General features: G+C 63.7%; 20 protein-coding genes and 1 pseudogene. 8 read left to right on the top strand and 13 right to left on the bottom strand.

Going from position 1 to position 16,450, the window contains the following annotated elements; translation table 11 throughout:
• The first annotated feature begins 36 nt into the window (after window positions 1-36).
• Both ACWEO7_RS07040 and ACWEO7_RS07035 read left to right on the top strand, forming a co-directional pair.
• Window positions 37-708 (top strand): FadR/GntR family transcriptional regulator, encoded by a 672-nt coding sequence (locus ACWEO7_RS07040; protein ID WP_450021686.1) that lies wholly within the window; start codon window positions 37-39, stop codon window positions 706-708.
• Window positions 709-902: 194 nt separating this feature from the next.
• The gene (locus ACWEO7_RS07035; protein ID WP_452421460.1) at window positions 903-2,384 is read left to right on the top strand and encodes an MFS transporter; all 1,482 of its coding nucleotides are present in this window, start codon (window positions 903-905) and stop codon (window positions 2,382-2,384) included.
• A 190-nt stretch (window positions 2,385-2,574) separates the two neighbouring features.
• Here ACWEO7_RS07035 and ACWEO7_RS07030 read toward each other — a convergent pair whose 3' ends face one another.
• The 10 genes from ACWEO7_RS07030 to ACWEO7_RS06985 all read right to left on the bottom strand — a co-directional run bounded on the left by ACWEO7_RS07030 (window position 2,575) and on the right by ACWEO7_RS06985 (window position 9,096).
• Window positions 2,575-3,348: an ESX secretion-associated protein EspG gene (locus tag ACWEO7_RS07030; protein ID WP_452421458.1), complete on the bottom strand. Its 774-nt coding sequence runs from the start codon at window positions 3,346-3,348 to the stop codon at window positions 2,575-2,577.
• Between the two features lie 11 nt (window positions 3,349-3,359).
• Entirely contained in the window at window positions 3,360-4,703 is a 1,344-nt protein-coding gene (locus tag ACWEO7_RS07025) for a hypothetical protein (RefSeq protein ID WP_452421456.1), read from the bottom strand.
• Window positions 4,703-5,086 (bottom strand): hypothetical protein, encoded by a 384-nt coding sequence (locus ACWEO7_RS07020; protein WP_452421454.1) that lies wholly within the window; start codon window positions 5,084-5,086, stop codon window positions 4,703-4,705. The genes ACWEO7_RS07025 and ACWEO7_RS07020 overlap by 1 nt, the downstream gene beginning before the upstream one ends.
• A 12-nt stretch (window positions 5,087-5,098) precedes the next feature.
• On the bottom strand, window positions 5,099-5,629 hold the full coding sequence (locus ACWEO7_RS07015) for a DUF3558 domain-containing protein (protein ID WP_452421452.1): 531 nt from the start codon (window positions 5,627-5,629) through the stop codon (window positions 5,099-5,101).
• A 176-nt stretch (window positions 5,630-5,805) separates the two neighbouring features.
• Window positions 5,806-6,276, bottom strand: coding sequence for a hypothetical protein (locus ACWEO7_RS07010; RefSeq protein ID WP_450021697.1), 471 nt, complete (start codon window positions 6,274-6,276; stop codon window positions 5,806-5,808).
• Window positions 6,261-7,055, bottom strand: a complete 795-nt coding sequence (locus ACWEO7_RS07005) for a hypothetical protein (RefSeq protein WP_452421450.1) — start codon at window positions 7,053-7,055, stop codon at window positions 6,261-6,263. The genes ACWEO7_RS07010 and ACWEO7_RS07005 overlap by 16 nt, the downstream gene beginning before the upstream one ends.
• 13 nt (window positions 7,056-7,068) lie before the next feature.
• A complete protein-coding gene (locus ACWEO7_RS07000; protein WP_452421448.1) occupies window positions 7,069-7,374 on the bottom strand; it encodes a hypothetical protein in 306 nt (101 codons plus the stop codon).
• The gene (locus tag ACWEO7_RS06995) at window positions 7,371-8,090 is read right to left on the bottom strand and encodes a hypothetical protein (RefSeq protein ID WP_452421447.1); all 720 of its coding nucleotides are present in this window, start codon (window positions 8,088-8,090) and stop codon (window positions 7,371-7,373) included. The genes ACWEO7_RS07000 and ACWEO7_RS06995 overlap by 4 nt, the downstream gene beginning before the upstream one ends.
• Window positions 8,091-8,320: 230 nt before the next feature.
• Window positions 8,321-8,542 carry a hypothetical protein gene (locus tag ACWEO7_RS06990; RefSeq protein ID WP_452421445.1) on the bottom strand — a complete coding sequence of 74 codons (222 nt, stop codon included), beginning with the start codon at window positions 8,540-8,542 and terminating at the stop codon, window positions 8,321-8,323.
• A 17-nt stretch (window positions 8,543-8,559) separates the two neighbouring features.
• Window positions 8,560-9,096 carry a DUF3558 domain-containing protein gene (locus tag ACWEO7_RS06985; protein ID WP_452421443.1) on the bottom strand — a complete coding sequence of 179 codons (537 nt, stop codon included), beginning with the start codon at window positions 9,094-9,096 and terminating at the stop codon, window positions 8,560-8,562.
• A 255-nt stretch (window positions 9,097-9,351) separates the two neighbouring features.
• On the opposite strand from ACWEO7_RS06985, the gene ACWEO7_RS06980 reads away from it, so the two are divergent.
• Entirely contained in the window at window positions 9,352-9,771 is a 420-nt protein-coding gene (locus ACWEO7_RS06980) for a hypothetical protein (protein ID WP_452421442.1), read from the top strand.
• Between the two features lie 95 nt (window positions 9,772-9,866).
• Here the strand turns inward: ACWEO7_RS06980 and ACWEO7_RS06975 are convergent, their stop codons facing one another.
• The 3 genes from ACWEO7_RS06975 to ACWEO7_RS06965 all read right to left on the bottom strand — a co-directional run bounded on the left by ACWEO7_RS06975 (window position 9,867) and on the right by ACWEO7_RS06965 (window position 11,273).
• On the bottom strand, window positions 9,867-10,079 hold the full coding sequence (locus ACWEO7_RS06975; protein ID WP_452421440.1) for a DUF397 domain-containing protein: 213 nt from the start codon (window positions 10,077-10,079) through the stop codon (window positions 9,867-9,869).
• A gap of 112 nt (window positions 10,080-10,191) precedes the next feature.
• Entirely contained in the window at window positions 10,192-10,401 is a 210-nt protein-coding gene (locus ACWEO7_RS06970) for a DUF397 domain-containing protein (protein WP_452421438.1), read from the bottom strand.
• Window positions 10,398-11,273: a helix-turn-helix domain-containing protein gene (locus ACWEO7_RS06965; RefSeq protein WP_452421436.1), complete on the bottom strand. Its 876-nt coding sequence runs from the start codon at window positions 11,271-11,273 to the stop codon at window positions 10,398-10,400. Before ACWEO7_RS06965 ends, ACWEO7_RS06970 begins: the two co-directional genes overlap by 4 nt.
• Window positions 11,274-11,434: 161 nt before the next feature.
• Between ACWEO7_RS06965 and ACWEO7_RS06960 the strand changes: the two genes are divergently transcribed.
• The 5 genes and pseudogenes from ACWEO7_RS06960 to ACWEO7_RS06940 all read left to right on the top strand — a co-directional run.
• Complete coding sequence (locus tag ACWEO7_RS06960; protein WP_452421434.1) at window positions 11,435-11,875, top strand: hypothetical protein; 441 nt, start codon at window positions 11,435-11,437, stop codon at window positions 11,873-11,875.
• Window positions 11,872-12,201, top strand: coding sequence for a hypothetical protein (locus ACWEO7_RS06955; protein ID WP_452421432.1), 330 nt, complete (start codon window positions 11,872-11,874; stop codon window positions 12,199-12,201). Before ACWEO7_RS06960 ends, ACWEO7_RS06955 begins: the two co-directional genes overlap by 4 nt.
• A 39-nt stretch (window positions 12,202-12,240) precedes the next feature.
• A complete protein-coding gene (locus ACWEO7_RS06950) occupies window positions 12,241-12,873 on the top strand; it encodes a hypothetical protein (RefSeq protein ID WP_452421431.1) in 633 nt (210 codons plus the stop codon).
• A gap of 249 nt (window positions 12,874-13,122) precedes the next feature.
• Window positions 13,123-14,322 carry a Cmx/CmrA family chloramphenicol efflux MFS transporter gene (locus tag ACWEO7_RS06945; RefSeq protein WP_452421429.1) on the top strand — a complete coding sequence of 400 codons (1,200 nt, stop codon included), beginning with the start codon at window positions 13,123-13,125 and terminating at the stop codon, window positions 14,320-14,322.
• Between the two features lie 332 nt (window positions 14,323-14,654).
• Window positions 14,655-16,450, top strand: a pseudogene (locus ACWEO7_RS06940) (DNA-directed RNA polymerase subunit beta); the annotation flags it as partial.

The following is a 16,450-nucleotide window of genomic DNA, read 5'->3' as shown; positions in this document are numbered from 1 at the left end:
GCGGCAATGATTTGTGATGGGCGGTACTCTGTCGGGGTGCAACCCGTCCGGCGCACCAGCCTCATCGCCCAGGTCACCGAGCAGCTGCGTGCCGAAATCCGTTCCGGCCGTTGGCCGATCGGCTCCCGCATTCCCACGGAGCCGGAGCTCACCGAGCTCACCGGCACCGGCCGCAACACGGTGCGCGAGGCCGTCCAGGCCCTCGTGCACGCCGGCATGCTGGAGCGTCGCCAAGGTTCCGGAACGTACGTGATCGCCGCATCGGACCTCGGCGGAACTCTCGGCAAATATTTCGCCGACGCCGAGGAACGCGACGTGCTGGAGCTGCGCCTCGCGCTGGACGTCACCGCCGCGGGCCTGGCAGCGCGCCGCCGCGACGACTCCGACATCGCGAACCTGCTGCGCCTGCTGGCCGAACGCGACAAGAAATGGGAAGACGACCCCGCCTCCGCGATCGAGGCGGACGTCCAGTTGCACCGCGCGATCGTCGTCGCCAGCCACAACGCGGTGTATCTCGAGTTCTACGATTCGCTGCTGCCCATCATCGAACAGGTCATCCGCGCGCGGACCGCCAAATCGGATGACTCCTATACCGACGAACACGCCGCGCTCGTGCACGCCGTGATCGACGGCGATCCCGATCGGGCCGCCTCCGCGACACGCTGCTTCCTCAACTCTCTCATCGCGGAATATCCGGACGCGCGATAAACGGCGTCAGGTAACCAAGTGGTCACCATTCCCGGCCGCGCAATGTGAGTCGGATTTGCCGGGAACGTCATCGAGGGCCACGGGGACGCAACAAGCGGCTCATACCTTTGTCTCGACCGTAGCTAGGCACTCGACAGCCGCCGGCGGCACTGCGCCGCGATGAGGGCCGGTCGAGCCGAATCGAGAGGAAGCCGATGACCGCCGTAGCAGCCACCGGCCAGCAGTCGCAGCCAACGACTTTCGAATATCAGAAACGTGGCCGGTGGCTCGACCACTGGGATCCCGACAATCCGGCGTTCTGGGCATCCGGCGGTGCGAAAACCGCGCGCAAGAATCTCATCTTCTCCGTGTTCGCCGAGAATCTCGGCTTCAGCATCTGGGTCATCTGGGGCACCGTGGTGACCAGCATGGGCGCCGCCGGATTCGACTTCCTCGCCGGACTCGGCAAGGGCAACCCCACCGCGGTGAGCAACGCGCTGCTGCTGACCTCCACCCCCACCCTGGTCGGCGCCGCGCTGCGCATCCCGTACACGTTCGCCGTTCCCCGGTTCGGCGGCCGGGCGTTCACCGTGTTCAGTGCGGGGATGTTGCTGCTTCCCACACTCGGCCTGGCTTACTTCGTCAACCAGCCGGGCACGCCGATGTGGGTGTTCCTGCTGCTCGCGGCGCTGGCGGGCGTCGGAGGCGGCAACTTCTCCTCCTCGATGGCCAACATCAACTTCTTCTTCCCCGAGGGCAAGAAGGGTGCGGCGCTGGGCATCAACGCCGCGGGCGGCAACCTGGGCGTCGCCCAGACCCAGCTGGTGCTGCCGTTGCTGATCACCCTCGGCACGCACATCATGGCCAAGGATCCGGGCGGCTATCGCTTCGGCATCACGCTGTCGGTGCTGGTCTGGGTGCCGTTCATCCTGGCCGCCGCGTTCGGCGCGCTGCGTTACATGGACAGCATCGGCACCGCCAAGTCCGATGGGAAGTCCTACCGGCGCGCGCTCACCAACCGGCACACCTGGGTGATGGCGATCCTCTACATCGGCACCTTCGGCTCGTTCATCGGTTTCTCCTTCGCCTTCCCGACCCTGATCAAGGCCAACTTCCCGGACCTGGCGAAGATCGGCTGGATCACCACGCTCGGTAACCTCGCGTTCCTCGGCGCACTGGTCGGGTCGTTCAGCCGTCCATTCGGCGGCTGGGTGTCGGACAAGGTCGGCGGCGCGAAGATCACCCTGTACGTCTTCGGCGGCATGGCGGTCGCGGTCGCGCTGATCATGGCCGGGCTGGAGCTGAAGAGCTTCCCGCTGTACCTGATCGCGTTCCTGCTGCTGTTCGTGCTCACCGGCATCGGCAACGGCTCGACCTACCGGATGATCCCGACCATCTTCAGCGCGGAGTCCAAGAAGTACGCCGCCGAGCACGGCCTCGACCTCACCGAAGCCGCGGCCTCGGCCAAACGTCAGGCGGGCGCGGCGATCGGCGTCATCGGCGCGGTCGGCGCCTCCGGTGGCTGGCTGTTACAGCAGGCGCTGCGGTTGTCCAACACCCACTTGCACAGCATGGCCCCCGCGTTCTGGGCCTACGCCGGTGCGTTCCTGGTGATGGCGGCCATTACCTGGTGGTTCTACCTGCGGTCCTCGTTCGCCATCCAGCGCGTCCCCTCACTGGCCTACGCGAACGTCTGACCCTCCGCCTGTCCCGCGGTCCGGACCCCGCGGGACACGGGCGTCACATCCGCCGCCCCCCTCCGGCGGAGCGCCCACCCACAACCGAACGTCCGCTCGTCGCCCGGGTGCGATCCCGGGTCCGGCAACGGGTCCCGGCCTGCACCGGGACGACGCGCGGGCGTTCGGTTATGTCCGAGAAGAGTTCGGGTCAGTACGGTAAATGGACCCCGTCGCGCACTTCCTTGACCGTTCTGGTGATCATCTGTTGCAGGGTGGCGGCGATGCGCTCGGGGGTGGTGGGTTTGATCGTCAGCAGATCCGCGCCGAACGTGACGTAGCGACCGTCGTTTTCGACGTCGTTCAGCTGGAAATCCTTGCGGCCGTATGTATGCCGGTTGTCGACGCTACCCATCGCGTAAACGCCGACGTGACCGATCAACGTCATTGCCCGGGTGAAGAACCGCTCGAACTCCTCCCGCGGCGTCGGTCGCCAAGCGTCGCGGACCGGCGGCCTCGGCCGCGCCAACTCCTCTGCGGAAGCCTGCAACTGTTTCCCCTGCCCCGGGCCGCAGACGGGGAAAACGTCGACCACGGCTCGCGCCACCGCACCGGCGGGTAACAGCGTCAGCACCACGTCACCGCCGTGTTCGGGGTCCGGTCCCGGTTCCTGCACCGCGACCGCGCCGTGCTCGTAGTGCACCCCCGCATGGGCCCGCAGCCTGCGTTTGCGGCGCTTACCGGCGAAACCGGCCACTTCCACCCGGGCCTCCGGCGCCAGTAGCACTTCCACCGCCCGCAACAACTCGTCATCGATGCGTGGGCGCAGCGACTGCGCCGCCGCCTGCCGCAACCGCAGACTCTCCGACCGGAATTCCGTCATGTACTGGTGCTGCAAGGGATACGGCAGCACATCCCGGCCGGTGGACTCCCACAGTGTCCGGAATTCGAGCGCGGTGAACCGCCAGTTCTGCACCTCGGGCATCGGCGACGTCCTTATCGCGGGTTGTCCCCGATGACCGGCGGCACCGTCCCGGGCAACTCGTCCAATCCCATGAGCTCATTGCCGTGCTCCTGAGTGATCAGGTAATCCGGAATGCCCTTGGTGGATTCCTCATCGGACTTGCCGCCGCGCGCACCGGGAGCCATTCCGCCCATTCCGCTCGTACCGGCGCGGCCGGGAGAGGTCCCTGTTCGCGCGGCAGCCGGGACCGCGTTGACGCTGTTCGGTGTGCCTTTCGACGGCACCGACACACCGGGCGCACCCGGGCCGCTCGGACTTCCCGGACTGCCTGGCGCGCTCAGATGCGGGCTGCCAGGACTGGTCGGCGATGTGCTCGGCGTAGGAGTCGTCGAGGCGGGTGCTGTCGAAGAGGGCGTGGTGGAAGCCGGTGTGGTCGAGTCCTGCGTAGTGGACGCCGGGTCGGTATTGGCCGACTCCGACGTTTTCGAGTCGTCGTCCGAGGGCTGGTTGCTCGATTGAGTCGTCGGATCCTCGGTGGAATTCGTACCGGAGCGATCCGAACTGGGCGACGAAGTTCCCGACGGGTTACCGGTGCCATTGTTCGTGCCTCGCGGGCTGCTGCCGTCGCCGATGCCACCTGGGTTCGTGGCGGAAGCCGGACGCGGGATCACGGGCACGTTGGTATCGGACTCCATGACCACCGGGGCGTACACGGTTCGAAGCACACGCAATGCTTCGGTCTTCGCGTTGTACTCGGCGACGTCATCGTTGCGCCAATCCCGACCGGCGACGAAGGCGCGCACGTTGTCCCATCCGCTGCGACGTTCCGGCGCGTGCGGGACCAATTGTTTGGTCGGCTCCAACCCGGTCAGCAGTTCCGCCAACTTGTTCCCGGTCAACCGGGCGGCGTTCGAGACCTGTGCACCTTGGGTGGCGTAGTCTCTGACCGCGCTCGCTGCGGCATTACGCGCCTCACCCCGCCATACGCTGTCATCGGTGGCCCGCTCCATCGCCGTCTTGAAGGTCTCCAGTGAGGTCCGGTGCCGATCCGCGATGGTGTTCCACGCGGTCACCAGATCATTCACCGCCTTCAAGTCGATCTGGTCGACCTTCTGCCGCAACGTGGCGACATCGTGCCGCTCGAACTCATCCGCGTCGAGAACGTCCCTCGGCCGGAAGTCACCTTGGAACCCGACATCCGAGGCCCGGCTCCGCACACCGTCACGCTGCCGGTTGTACTTGTCCTGCACCCCGGCCACATCGACATCGGGCTGCAACTCCTCGCCCGCGATCCAATCGGTGAGACTGCGCCACATAGCCGAGCCCAGCCCCTGATCCAGCTGGAACTGCGGCATACCACCGTACGGGTTCCCCATCACCGCACCTGCTCAGTGGTGCTCGCGATCTGTGTCGCGTTCTCGATGTCCTGCCCGGTGATGCGCTTGAACGAGATCGCCATGACCTCGCGCATGTTCTTCACGGTCTCGATGTGCTCGAGGATGATCTGGTCGATCGAATTACTGTCCCCAGTACCCTGTTTGATAAATTTTGTTTCAAGGCCCCGGGCCATATCGAAGCCACCGAAACCGCTGACATTCTGCGCTCTGCGGGAAAGGTCGCGGATCCCTTCTAGATCAGCGATTCGCTGGTCACACGCCTTCGCGCAAGCAAATGCAGCGTTTTCGTCGTCAAGGTATAGTTCCCCTCCCCGCGCTTGACTGGCGAGTCGACTCCACACCGATGCACTGTCCTCGCTCATAGCCCTCCCTGCTCAACGCGGTAGTACCGGTACGATCGACTCCCCGACACGATCCAGGACTGTGCAGGGATCTTCGAGATTGTCCTGTCCAGCCCTGTTCATCGTCGCTACCTGCACGACGCCCTGAGCTGCCGGAAAAAGCACATCGCAATCGAAATTCTTCGAGGCGCCCTCGACTCTGAATTGACGGCCTTGACGGCCAGCCACCGTGACATCCTTGAAATCGATGTTTCCAGGTTTGCCCTCGAACTCCGCCACGGTACGACCTGTTGAGTACACCGTGATGGAGTATTTCGATCCCTTCCAGCTACAGATTTCCCAGCCGGACTGATGCACACCGGCGATGCCGGGCTCCTCGGTTTTCGGATCGACGCCCGCCGCTCGCAGCGCATCGTCGGGAATCCCCGTGCACGGATCGAAGAGAGCTTGTGCCGCAGTGGTGCTGGAACCCGTGGTGGGCGATCCGCTCGTGGTGTCTTCGCATCCCACGACTCCGGTCGCCAGCGCACCGATGAGCAGTGCCAACAGGATTCGACGACTCATCCCCACCCTCTCGCCCCGTGACGACTCAAGTGCGCCAACACTAGCAGACGAGCAGCCAGTCGAACCTTCCTGCGCTGGTCCAGGGATATGCTGAGTGTGTGGGGCGGCCCAGACGAAAGCGTTCCGACCCGAGCGCGCCGGGTATGACGCGGCCGACCCCAGCCCCGCGTGAACGCTTATTCGCCGTCGCCGCCACCCCGTGACGCACCGAACGGTCGTGACGGCTTAACACATTGCTCGAACACGGCGAGAAGGGAAAAGATGAGCGCCAGATAGAGCGTAGCTGCCCATATCTCCCAGTTCTCGACCTGGCCCATCAAGCCCCGCATCACCGCCGCCGCTCCCGTTACCGCCACCGCCGCGTACGCACTGACGAAAAAACCGCGGACCACCGCCCGCATCCGCCCCTCAGGTGGCTGCCGTCGACTGACCGCAATCCCGAACACCTGCACCGCCAACGCGAATATGATTGCTCCGCGCTGCGCGGCCCCGACGCCCACCCATTCGCCCACGAACGTAGAGGTGAGCGCCCATCCGATTACGGTGGGAGTAACGGCTGCCACGATGAGGCCGAACAAGCGGACCCCAAGTTCCCACCTCTCGATCCGTCTACGCCTGCGCTCGCCCTCGTTCAGCTCAGCTGCCACTTGGATTCGCCATCCCCCTCCACCGAGGCGTCGGCGAATGTCGACGCCTGCGAATCCGGCCACCCTCCAGGGAAGGTACTGTTATCGGACAGTGCAGCATTCAGCTCGCTGAAAGCTTTCGCTTGCAGTCCGACGAAAGTGGTCACCAGCGTGACCGCAGCCCATAGTTGACCCGCGGACAATCCTGATGTCGCAGCGATGTCAGCGATACTGATCGGTGCGCCGATGCCACTCATCAACTCTCCGAGCGCCCTGGCAAGGCCGCCCAGGAAACTCGCGCAGATGACCAGAATCCCGCTATAGAAGGTCAGGCCTCCGACGGCACATTCCATCATCGCACTCCTGGCCTTATCGGAGACATCTCCCATCTTCCCGGAAGCAGCGCTCTGCGACGTACTCGTCTTGAGGTACGAAAGCTGCGCCGCACCTTTCCATGTCCGATTGGCCTGCAGATTATTGGGGTCGATCTCGCCCTGGATGCTTGTCACAACATTGCGTACTGCCGCCCAGTCGCCGCTGCGCAAGTACATATCGTAAGGCGCGCGAATCCCCTGTACGATCTCGTAGATCTTCTCCCACATCCACTTGCAGACCTCGACGATTTTGTCGGCACACACCTTGACCGCCCGCTGGACCGACGGAATCAGACGAACATACGGAAGGTCAAGAGCGGTGCCCTCAGCATAGGGCACATCGACCTTGATCGTTTCGTCGATCTTCGTCAAAAATTCCTCGAGCTCATGTACCACCGAATCGTACGATGCGACGTCAAAAGTCATTACGGGACCTCCCCTACCAGACGTTGTCGATGCGATGCTTACCCGCAGCATCCTCTGCCTCGTATGTGTCAGCACAGAAGCGGAGGGTATCGGCTACCTCGGCGAACCGCCGAGACGCCGCGGCTGATCGGTCCGACATCTTGCTGACGAGTTCGTCATTGGCGTCGACGATGAACTGAAACAATCCGGCTTGAAGACGGTTGAATCGCAATGCATCCAACCTTCCCCCCAGATCCGACATCGCGGCCGACTCACGAGCCCAGACACTCGCGTCTGCGCGCAATGAGTCGAGCGCGACTTCGAATTTTCCGGGACTCACGATTTCCCCCTGGGCGATTGGTTCTGCAGCGATGCCAGGGCGTGGATGGCATCGTTCATCAAGGTTCTCAATGTGTCGGCGGATGCATCGGTCACAGTGGCCAGCAGACGATGCGCTTCGTCATAGGCCTGTTTGACAGCCCAGGCGATCATGCTGCCTCCGGCGTCCAACCCCCACGGGATACGGACGACGCAGTCGACGATGCCGCTGCGACTCAGGGTGACCGACGTATAGAGATCATCTTCCGTTTCGACCGTTCCAACGGATTGGTCGCGCTTTGCGTCGGTGCGGCCGCTCACGGCTTGAAGGGTCTCTTCTACCAGCTGCGGGGTGCCGACCATGGGCCCTCGCGGTGGTGCTGGTGGATCGATTCTCGTCGGGATGACATCGTTCATGTCGAGTGCTTCGAGCCGATCGATGGCTCCGTTGTCGACTGCGGCGGTCATCGTTGACGTGAAACGTTGCTGCTCGGCATCTTTGACCGCGTCGATCACAGCTGGGCCGATCTCACCTCGGTCGACGCGCCGCGCCCAGTTGTCGGAAATGACGATGTCGATCAGCTCGCCCGCCTCGGCGAGGGTAGCTTCGACCACTCCCGTGTTGTCACGACCGGTGGTCCGGGGCGGCGCGGCGGCGAAAACCTCCTGCATCAGACCGGAGATCGCCTTGGTATAAGCATGGAATCGAGCGATTTCATCAAGTAGTTCATCGTTCATGATCACCCCGGTGACTGCTGATAGAAATTTGGACCCGAGAAGCCTCCGCCGCTGGCAGCGGCTACTCATCAGCCCACTTGATCAGTTGCGTTCGCGAACTGCGTTGCGTTCTCGATGTCCTGCCCGGTGATGCGCTTGAACGAGATCGCCATGACCTCACGTATGTTCTTCACGGTCTCGATGTGTTCATTGATGACCTGGTCGATCGAGTGGTCCTCCCCGGTCGCCTGCTATGAGAACTTCTTGACGAGGTCACTGGCCATCACGAAATCTCCGAAGCCGGTAGCGTTCTGCGCGTTTCGCGCAACCGCCAACAGCTTCACGAGACTGTCCAAACGCTGATCACAAGCGGCCGCGCAAAGGATTGCCGCGTTGGCATCCTCAAGATAGAGTTCCCCAGCTCGCGCCTTGTCCACCAACTGACGCCATTGACTGACGTTATCCTGGCCCATACTCCGCCCCTCCCCGATCAACGCGGAAATACTGGCACGAGCGACTCGCCCACCCGGTACAAGATGGCACAGGAGTCGTCGGCCCGGTTACCCAACGCAGCAGCCTTGTTGAGAATCCTCAACTGGATCACACCCTGTGATGCTGGAAAGAGAATGTCGCAGCCAAGATCTTTCGTTGCGCCCTCGACCTTGAACTGTCGGCCTTGGCGTCCCGCAACTGTGACGTCCTTGAACTCGACGTTCCCCGTTTTGCTTTCGAACTCTGAGACCCTACGGCCAGTCGAAAATACCGTGACTAGATAATTGGGTGCATCCCAGCTACAGATTTCCCAACCGGACTGGTGTACACCTGCGATGCCGGGCTCCTCGGTTGCCGGATCAAGCCCGGCCGCCCGCAGCACATCGTCAGGAATCCCCGTGCACGGATTGAACAGAGCCTGTGCCGCAGTGGTGCTGGAACCCGTCGTGGGCGATCCGCTCGTGGTTTCCCCGCAACCCACGGCTCCGGTCGCCAGCGCTCCGATGAGCAGTGCCAACAGGATTCGACGACTCATCCCCACCCTCTCGACCCGTGACGACTCAAGTGCGCCAACAGTAGCAGACGACCTGTCTGACGCTCCCTGCCTGCGCTGGTCGAGATGTGCTCTGTGCGTGGCCGCGTCACTCGGCAGCGGACCGGGTCTGGAGATGCTCTGCACGTTTGGGCGCAGGGAGGTCGGAGCCGGATCTATGGTGGCAGGGCAGTAACAAGCTCGACGAAAGCTAGGACATACGACTGAGTTCGACGAATTCTCGAAGGGGTTGGAATCATGAAGTTCGGCAAGATCGTGGCCGGTTTTGCGTTGGCTGCCGCGGCGTTCTCCGTTGCTCCCGCCGTCGCCTCCGCTGACGATCCGGAGTTTCCGCGCAACGGTGTTATCCCGCCTGGTACCTATCACATCGGGCGGGGCCCCTCCAATGTAATCGGGTCTCCGATCGAGAACTGCGATCTGCAAGTCTTTGTGGATGGCAGGACGGTGGAGCTGGCCTGTGGCGGGTCCAGCCGGGGAGGGCATCAGACGCCGGTCGGCCCTGACGAGACGTACATTTCGTTCGACTTCGTGCCCCTTGGGCTCGATCTGCATGACATCGACCCCCGGCAAGGGCTTTGGAGCGGAACGGTGAATATCGCCGGGACTCCGATTGTTGCCCCGTACCCGCTGGCAGCAGTCTGGCTCAGCCGCCGTTGAATCGGACGCACCGATAGCGCTTGACCTGCGTCATCGGCCGTGACGGATACAGCCCGGACCTCGGCTACGGAGCCGAGGTCCGGGCTGTCTGTTGTCTACGCCGACTCACAGATCAGAGTGCCAGTCGTAACGCACGTGGTGAAGGAGTCCCATTGGCCCGGCGCGAAGATCAGCGCCGGACCGGTCGGGTTCTTCGAATCACGGACACCGACGTGTCCGGCCTCGAGCCACGCGACCTCGACGCACGCATCGGCCTCACCACTGTGGGCAGACTTGAACCACTCCGCTTCAGATAGGTCGATGATCATTGTTCGCATCTCCTGGTCATACTCCGAGCAAGTCTCTCGATCGTCCCTCTTCAAGTTCGGCATGGCGGCCGGAGTCCCGGCACTTGTCTGTTCGCTCCCACTGCCGCACAGATCAGAATGACTGGTTGAACGCACCATCCGCGACGCATGCGGTGAAGGCGTCCCATCCTCCCGGGGTAAAGGTCAAAGCCGGTCCGGTCGGGTTCTTCGAATCACGGACTCCGACATGACCAGAGTCGAGCCAAGCGACTTCCACACACGATTCGCCACCACCGCTGTGGCTCGACTTGAACCACTGCGCTCCAGGTAGGTCGCTGGTCACTGCTCGTATCTCCTTGCCATGGTTCGCAGTAAATCTCTCGATGGTTGTTCTTGCAGAGCAGCACCACGGAGGGCCTCAAAGATGTCCCGAAATCGCGCTACATCGTCATCTTCCTCGAAGATCATTGTGCCGACGGCACCTTCGATGTATACGACAGACGGCTCGTTGTGCAAAAAATCGATGATTATGTATGGCGGTATCGCCGACCCGGCTGGGAAGCCAGCCGTGAACGGCACGACCCGGATCGAGACGTTCTCCTGCGCACTCAAATCCGCAATATGATGATGCTGCCGCGCCATAATTCGAGCGGAACCGACCACAGTCCGTAGCACTGCCTCATGCAGTAGGAACTCCGCTCGCATCGGCCTGTGGCGGCGGGTGAGTATCGTTGATCGCTTCACTCGCAGAGCCACACGTCGCTCGATCTCATCCACAGTGGAAGTCGGCGGATACGCTTCTACGTTCCGTGCATAGTCGGCGGTCTGCAGAAGTCCAGGGATGACCAACGACTGGAAGAAGTGAAGCTCTGTTGCCGCCGCCTCCAACTGCAGATACGTGTTGAAGCCGGGGCGGATCAGGCTGCGGTAATCCTGCCACCACACCTTCGTACCGGAGTGGACAACGAGCGACTTCAAATATTCTGTCTGGTCCTCCGGCAGCCCGTAGTACTGGCAGATGAACTCGATGTCACGAACCTTGATCTTCTCGTTCTGCCCCAGTTCCAGCCGTCCGAGCGCCGATCGGCTGATCTCCAGGACCTGGGCTACCTGCTCGAGGGTGTAGCCGTTGGCCTGACGGGCGTCGCGCAGTGCGCGGCCCAACTGGCGACGCGGCAGCGTCGTCCGGCTGACGTCCGACTTGGTCCCGACCATTTCCGCTGTGTCCTCCCCTGCTGTCCCACGGTGTGACCTGCTTTTTCCCACGGCGAGAATCGACATCCGCGCACTCGGGAAGCGCTCAGCGCGTATGCGCCGATTGCCGGGCACCGGCCGATTCGAGCACCCCGTCGTGAGCACGTTCGCAGCATATGCACATGCCCGAACAACACGGAACAGAACTCGATTTCGTCACGAATTCCCGCGCGTCGGCGCCGGTTTGCGATCAACAGCCGATGATTCACGGCACCGGGCCGCACCGGCCTGGGCGTCGCGAGACCACGGACGGCCTCCTCGTTCCGCCCGGAATCTGCCGTCGCGCCGATGTGCAGTTGGCACACGAGCAGATGCGGGCGCACCTGGCCTGCCGGATCGAGCGGTGTGCGTGGAAGGCGGCGGCGTACCGCACACTCGTCATCACCGGTCGCCTGATACCGCAGGCGGTGAGCCACCGGGAACGCGCCGCCGCCCGAGGACTCCGGTTCCCGTCCCATGACGGACACGACAACGCCGACCGCGCTCTCGACGTGCGCACGATTCAAGCTGTGCTGGAACGATTGTCGGCGTTGGCGGCCCCACCGGAATCCTTCCGGGGGTGAGTCGATTGCATCGGACCACAACGGGAACCGCACAGGCCGGTTGGCGGGTGGTGGGCAGTCGCATCGAAATCGTGTTCTTGCGTGACCAAGCCGATCCCACACCCGCCTACCGGCTGCGCAACAACGGCGACACCGTGCCGATCCCGCTGGGCGAGAACGGATTCGTCGCGTTCGATGAGCGCGCACTGCCGGATCTGGCGCAGGTCCGCGAGTGGTTCCCGCGCCACTTCCGGCTGTGGGACGCGGTGCGCATCGAGTTCTGGGACATTCTGCTGCCCGCACACGGAGCACGCACCACAGATCACCGGACCACCCCGGCCGGGTGAGTTGGCCTGACCGCTTCCACGCCCCTACAGAGAGCGAAAATGCCCGATCGACGAAATCGACCACAGGACAAGTCGCGCAAGCCGACGAGTTCCTCGATCCGATACCCACCCAGCGCCACGATCGATTCACTACTCGCGGCCATGCTGGCCGAGCGTCGCGCAGACGCCGCCGACAGCGACACCGTGCACTTCTGGGGATTCGCCCGCACCGGAAGCCCCACCGCGCACGACGCTGCCCACACTCCGATCGTCCTCGATCCCGACGCCGAACGCTCCCCCGTCCTGGATTCGGCCGAATGGCTGATCCGAAGATTCACCGGCCGCATGTGGGCGTTCGGGCTCGCCTACCTGACGATGGGCGAGATGTTCACCGGCCCGCACGAGGCGATACAAGCCGCGATCGCAGGCCGATCGAGCGAACGCGCCACCGCCGATCCCATGTGCGCGGCAACGATATTCGACGCCCGCGGCCGCACCTACACGTCGCTGACATACACCCACCTGCCCGAACTCGGACCGACGCCCACCTCGGTGGGCGACACCCGCCAGTGCACCGACAGCTGGATCACCCTCTTCGACCAGCGTGCCGTAGCGGCGCACGTGTGGGCGGCGGCCATAACGCTCGATCCGTCCGCGAACCGCGCCGCCATAGCCCGCCTACGGGGGCACTGAAAATCGCGTTGGCCGCGCCTGCACTCGTTGTTATGGTGTGGTCGTGAATTCCCCGGAGTCGTCCAGACGATAGCCGCCCGGCATACGCGCTGGGCGGCGTTGTGAATGCGAAACCGCTGGTCGTAGCGCGACCGAGTGTTTATTTCGCAACGCCCGACGAAGCTTGGTTTTCCGCGGCGGGTGACGGTTCACCCGATTCCGCGACCATCTCGGGCGCTTTGTCGCGCCCTGTATCCGGGAGTTCCCTTTATGCCCATTGTGGTGTTCGTGCTGGCTGTCGCGGTTTTCGCGCAGGGCACATCCGAGTTCATGGTGTCGGGGTTGCTGGAGGCGATCGCCGCCGATGTCGGGGTCTCGCTCGGCACCGCCGGTCTGTTGACCTCACTGTTCGCGGCGGGCATGGTGCTCGGCGCGCCGGTGATGGCGATGGCGGCGGGCAGGTTGCCGGTCCGGCACTCGATAGCGGCGTTCTTGGCGGTGTTCTGCGCTGCTCATGTCCTCGGTGCCGTGACCAGCGAGTTCACGGTACTGCTGGTGACGCGGGTCGTCGCCGCCGTCGCCAACGCGGGATTCCTGGCAATCGCGCTGGCCGCTCTGCCGCACTTGGTCGGCGCGGCGATGGTGGGGCGCGCGACCTCGGTGGTGGTGTCCGGGGTGACCGTGGCGTGTATCGCGGGGGTACCGGCCGGCACTGTGCTGGGGCAGATCTGGGATTGGCGTATCGCGTTCTGGGCTGTCGCGATCGTCGGCGGGGCAATGGTGATTCCGGTGTGGGCGATGGTGCCCCATACGGCTCGCACCGGTGATCGCCCGGCCACAGCTGAGTCCTCTTTGCTGCGGGAGTGGGCGGTACTCGGCGAACGGCCGGTACTCACCTCGGTCCTGGTCGCGGTGCTGGTCAACGCGGCGACGTTCGCGGGGTTCACGTTCCTCGGTTCGATCACCGCAGGGCTCTCCACAGCGGACAGCCGCTGGGTTCCGATCGTGCTGGCCTTGTTCGGCATCGGTTCGTTCGTTGGTGTGACGGTCTGCGGCCGCCACAGCGACCGTCATCGCGAGCGGATCGTCACCGTGGGAACGAGTGGGCTCGTCGGAGTGTGGTTACTGGCCGCGCTGACCGCGCACGCACTGCCCGGCGTCGCGATCATGGCGACAGTGTCCGGGGCGGTCGCGTTCGGAGTGGGATCGACACTGATCACGACGATCGTGCAGACCGCGGCGCCCGCCGCGCCGCGGATCGCGGGCGCGCTGGCCACCACCGCGTTCAATATCGGCGCCGTGCTCGGCCCCCTCACCGCCGCCGTGGTCGTCGACCACACCGATCAGCCCGCGAAGGCGTTGTGGTGTGGCACGGTTCTCACACTCGTCGCGGCCACCGTCGTGCGGGCGGCGAGGCAACCGGTCGCATCACCGGCGGCGACCGCCGCGGCACGAGACCCGCTCGAGTAATGCTGGCGAATTACCGCTAATAGACTTGACGAACGGAGGATCGAGATGTCACCATAAATATGGGAAGACACAGGAAATGGCGTGTCTTCTTTCTTGTCGCCTCTCGACATCGGTCGAAATCGGGTGTAATTTAGGGCTTCGCGCCGGGTCGCGTGCTGTCCAACTCTCGAAATACGAATTGACCGTGGAAAGTGGCACAGTCTGCGTGCCACCTTCTACCCGTTGTTGTCGAGTCATGTTCGGACACGGTCCAGCACGGTGCGCCATGTGAATTACCGCCCACAGGACAAGCAGATACCGTGACGCCCACGCGAACGTATGGGCGTCATGAGGTGCTGGAAGGACGCATCTTGACAGTCTCGAGTCAGACCGACGTCTATGCCGCAACGCCCGCCGATTCCGGAGTCTCCCCCTCGCCGAAACGGCTCTCGTTCGCGAAGATCCGTGAGCCCCTCGAAGTGCCGGGCTTGCTGGAAGTCCAGACCGATTCGTTCGAATGGTTGATCGGCACGCCCGCCTGGCGCGAACGGGCCACCGCGCGCGGCGAATCCGGCGCCGGCGGATTGGCGGAGGTGCTCGCGGAGATCAGCCCGATCGAGGACTTCTCCGGCTCCATGGCGCTGACGCTCTCCGATCCGCGCTTCGAAGAGGTCAAGGCCTCGATCGATGAGTGCAAAGACAAGGACATGACGTACGCGGCTCCGTTGTTCGTGACGGCGGAGTTCATCAACAACAACACCGGTGAGATCAAGAGTCAGACGGTCTTCATGGGTGATTTCCCGATGATGACCGATAAGGGCACGTTCATCATCAACGGCACCGAGCGGGTCGTGGTGTCGCAGTTGGTGCGTTCGCCGGGTGTCTATTTCGACCACAGTGTCGACAAGGGCACGGAGAAGGACTTGCACAGTGTGCGGGTCATCCCGAGTCGTGGCGCGTGGCTGGAGTTCGACGTGGACAAGCGCGACACCGTGGGTGTGCGCATCGACCGCAAGCGCCGCCAGCCGGTCACCGTGCTGCTCAAGGCGCTCGGCTGGACGAGTGCGCAGATCGTCGAGCGGTTCGGCTTCTCCGAGGTGATGATGACGTCCCTGGAGAAGGACGGCACATCGGGCACCGATGAGGCGCTGCTGGACATCCATCGCAAGCTGCGCCCGGGCGAGCCGCCGACGAAGGAGTCCGCGCAGACCCTGTTGGAGAACCTGTTCTTCAAGGAGAAGCGCTACGACTTGGCGCGCGTGGGCCGGTACAAGGTCGACAAGAAACTCGGCATCCGCAGCGGCGGCTCGCCGGCGCTCACCGAGGACGACATCGTCACGATCATCGAATACCTGCTGCGGCTGCACGCGGGCGAGAAGACCATGACCGCTCCTGGCGGCGTCGAGGTCCGGGTAGAGGTCGACGACATCGACCATTTCGGCAACCGCCGCCTGCGCACTGTCGGCGAGTTGATCCAGTCCCAGGTCCGGCTGGGGCTGTCACGGATGGAGCGCGTGGTCCGCGAGCGGATGACCACCCAGGACGTCGAGGCGATCACGCCGCAGACCCTGATGAACATTCGTCCCGTCGTCGCGGTGCTCAAGGAGTTCTTCGGAACCTCGCAGCTGTCCGTATTTCTGGATGAGCGCAACCCGCTGGCGAGCTTGACCCAGAAACGCCGTCTCTCGGCGCTGGGCCCGGGTGGTCTGTCCCGGGAGCGCGCCGGTCTGGAAGTCCGCGATGTGCACTACAGCCATTACGGCCGCATGTGCCCGATCGAGACTCCGGAAGGGCCGAATATCGGCCTGATCGGCTACATGTCGGTGTACGCGCGAGTGAATCCGTTCGGCTTCATCGAGACGCCGTACCGAAAAGTGGTCGACGGCAGGGTCACCGACGAGGTGGACTACCTGACCGCCGACCAGGAAGACCTGCATGTCGTGGCGCAGGCGAACGAGCCGCTCGACGCCGCAGGGCGTTTCGTGAACGCGCGAATCGCGGTGCGCCGCAAGAATTCCGAGGTAGAGCTCGTCGGATCCGCCGAGATCGACTATATGGACGTCTCGCCGCGCCAGATGGTGTCGGTCGCGACGGCGATGATCCCGTTCCTCGAGCACGACGACGCCAACCGCGCTCTGATGGGTGCGAA

The organism is Nocardia sp. NPDC004260, from assembly GCF_053603155.1.
The sequence above is the reverse complement of the archived record's forward strand: the minus strand, read 5'-3'. Positions and strand labels throughout refer to the sequence as shown.

What these genes read in the sequence shown, in the direction of transcription:
- ACWEO7_RS06965 (WP_452421436.1), bottom strand. Translation starts at nt 11,273, where the DNA reads ATGGTCGGGACCAAGTCGGACGTCAGCCGGACGACGCTGCCGCGTCGC.
- ACWEO7_RS06975 (WP_452421440.1), bottom strand. Translation starts at nt 10,079, where the DNA reads ATGATCATCGACCTATCTGAAGCGGAGTGGTTCAAGTCTGCCCACAGT.
- ACWEO7_RS07025 (WP_452421456.1), bottom strand. Translation starts at nt 4,703, where the DNA reads ATGGGGAACCCGTACGGTGGTATGCCGCAGTTCCAGCTGGATCAGGGG.
- ACWEO7_RS06980 (WP_452421442.1), top strand. Translation starts at nt 9,352, where the DNA reads ATGAAGTTCGGCAAGATCGTGGCCGGTTTTGCGTTGGCTGCCGCGGCG.
- ACWEO7_RS06990 (WP_452421445.1), bottom strand. Translation starts at nt 8,542, where the DNA reads ATGGGCCAGGATAACGTCAGTCAATGGCGTCAGTTGGTGGACAAGGCG.
- ACWEO7_RS06950 (WP_452421431.1), top strand. Translation starts at nt 12,241, where the DNA reads ATGCCCGATCGACGAAATCGACCACAGGACAAGTCGCGCAAGCCGACG.
- ACWEO7_RS06945 (WP_452421429.1), top strand. Translation starts at nt 13,123, where the DNA reads ATGCCCATTGTGGTGTTCGTGCTGGCTGTCGCGGTTTTCGCGCAGGGC.
- ACWEO7_RS07015 (WP_452421452.1), bottom strand. Translation starts at nt 5,629, where the DNA reads ATGAGTCGTCGAATCCTGTTGGCACTGCTCATCGGTGCGCTGGCGACC.
- ACWEO7_RS06985 (WP_452421443.1), bottom strand. Translation starts at nt 9,096, where the DNA reads ATGAGTCGTCGAATCCTGTTGGCACTGCTCATCGGAGCGCTGGCGACC.
- ACWEO7_RS07020 (WP_452421454.1), bottom strand. Translation starts at nt 5,086, where the DNA reads ATGAGCGAGGACAGTGCATCGGTGTGGAGTCGACTCGCCAGTCAAGCG.
- ACWEO7_RS07035 (WP_452421460.1), top strand. Translation starts at nt 903, where the DNA reads ATGACCGCCGTAGCAGCCACCGGCCAGCAGTCGCAGCCAACGACTTTC.
- ACWEO7_RS06960 (WP_452421434.1), top strand. Translation starts at nt 11,435, where the DNA reads ATGCCCGAACAACACGGAACAGAACTCGATTTCGTCACGAATTCCCGC.
- ACWEO7_RS07005 (WP_452421450.1), bottom strand. Translation starts at nt 7,055, where the DNA reads ATGACTTTTGACGTCGCATCGTACGATTCGGTGGTACATGAGCTCGAG.
- ACWEO7_RS06995 (WP_452421447.1), bottom strand. Translation starts at nt 8,090, where the DNA reads ATGAACGATGAACTACTTGATGAAATCGCTCGATTCCATGCTTATACC.
- ACWEO7_RS07030 (WP_452421458.1), bottom strand. Translation starts at nt 3,348, where the DNA reads ATGCCCGAGGTGCAGAACTGGCGGTTCACCGCGCTCGAATTCCGGACA.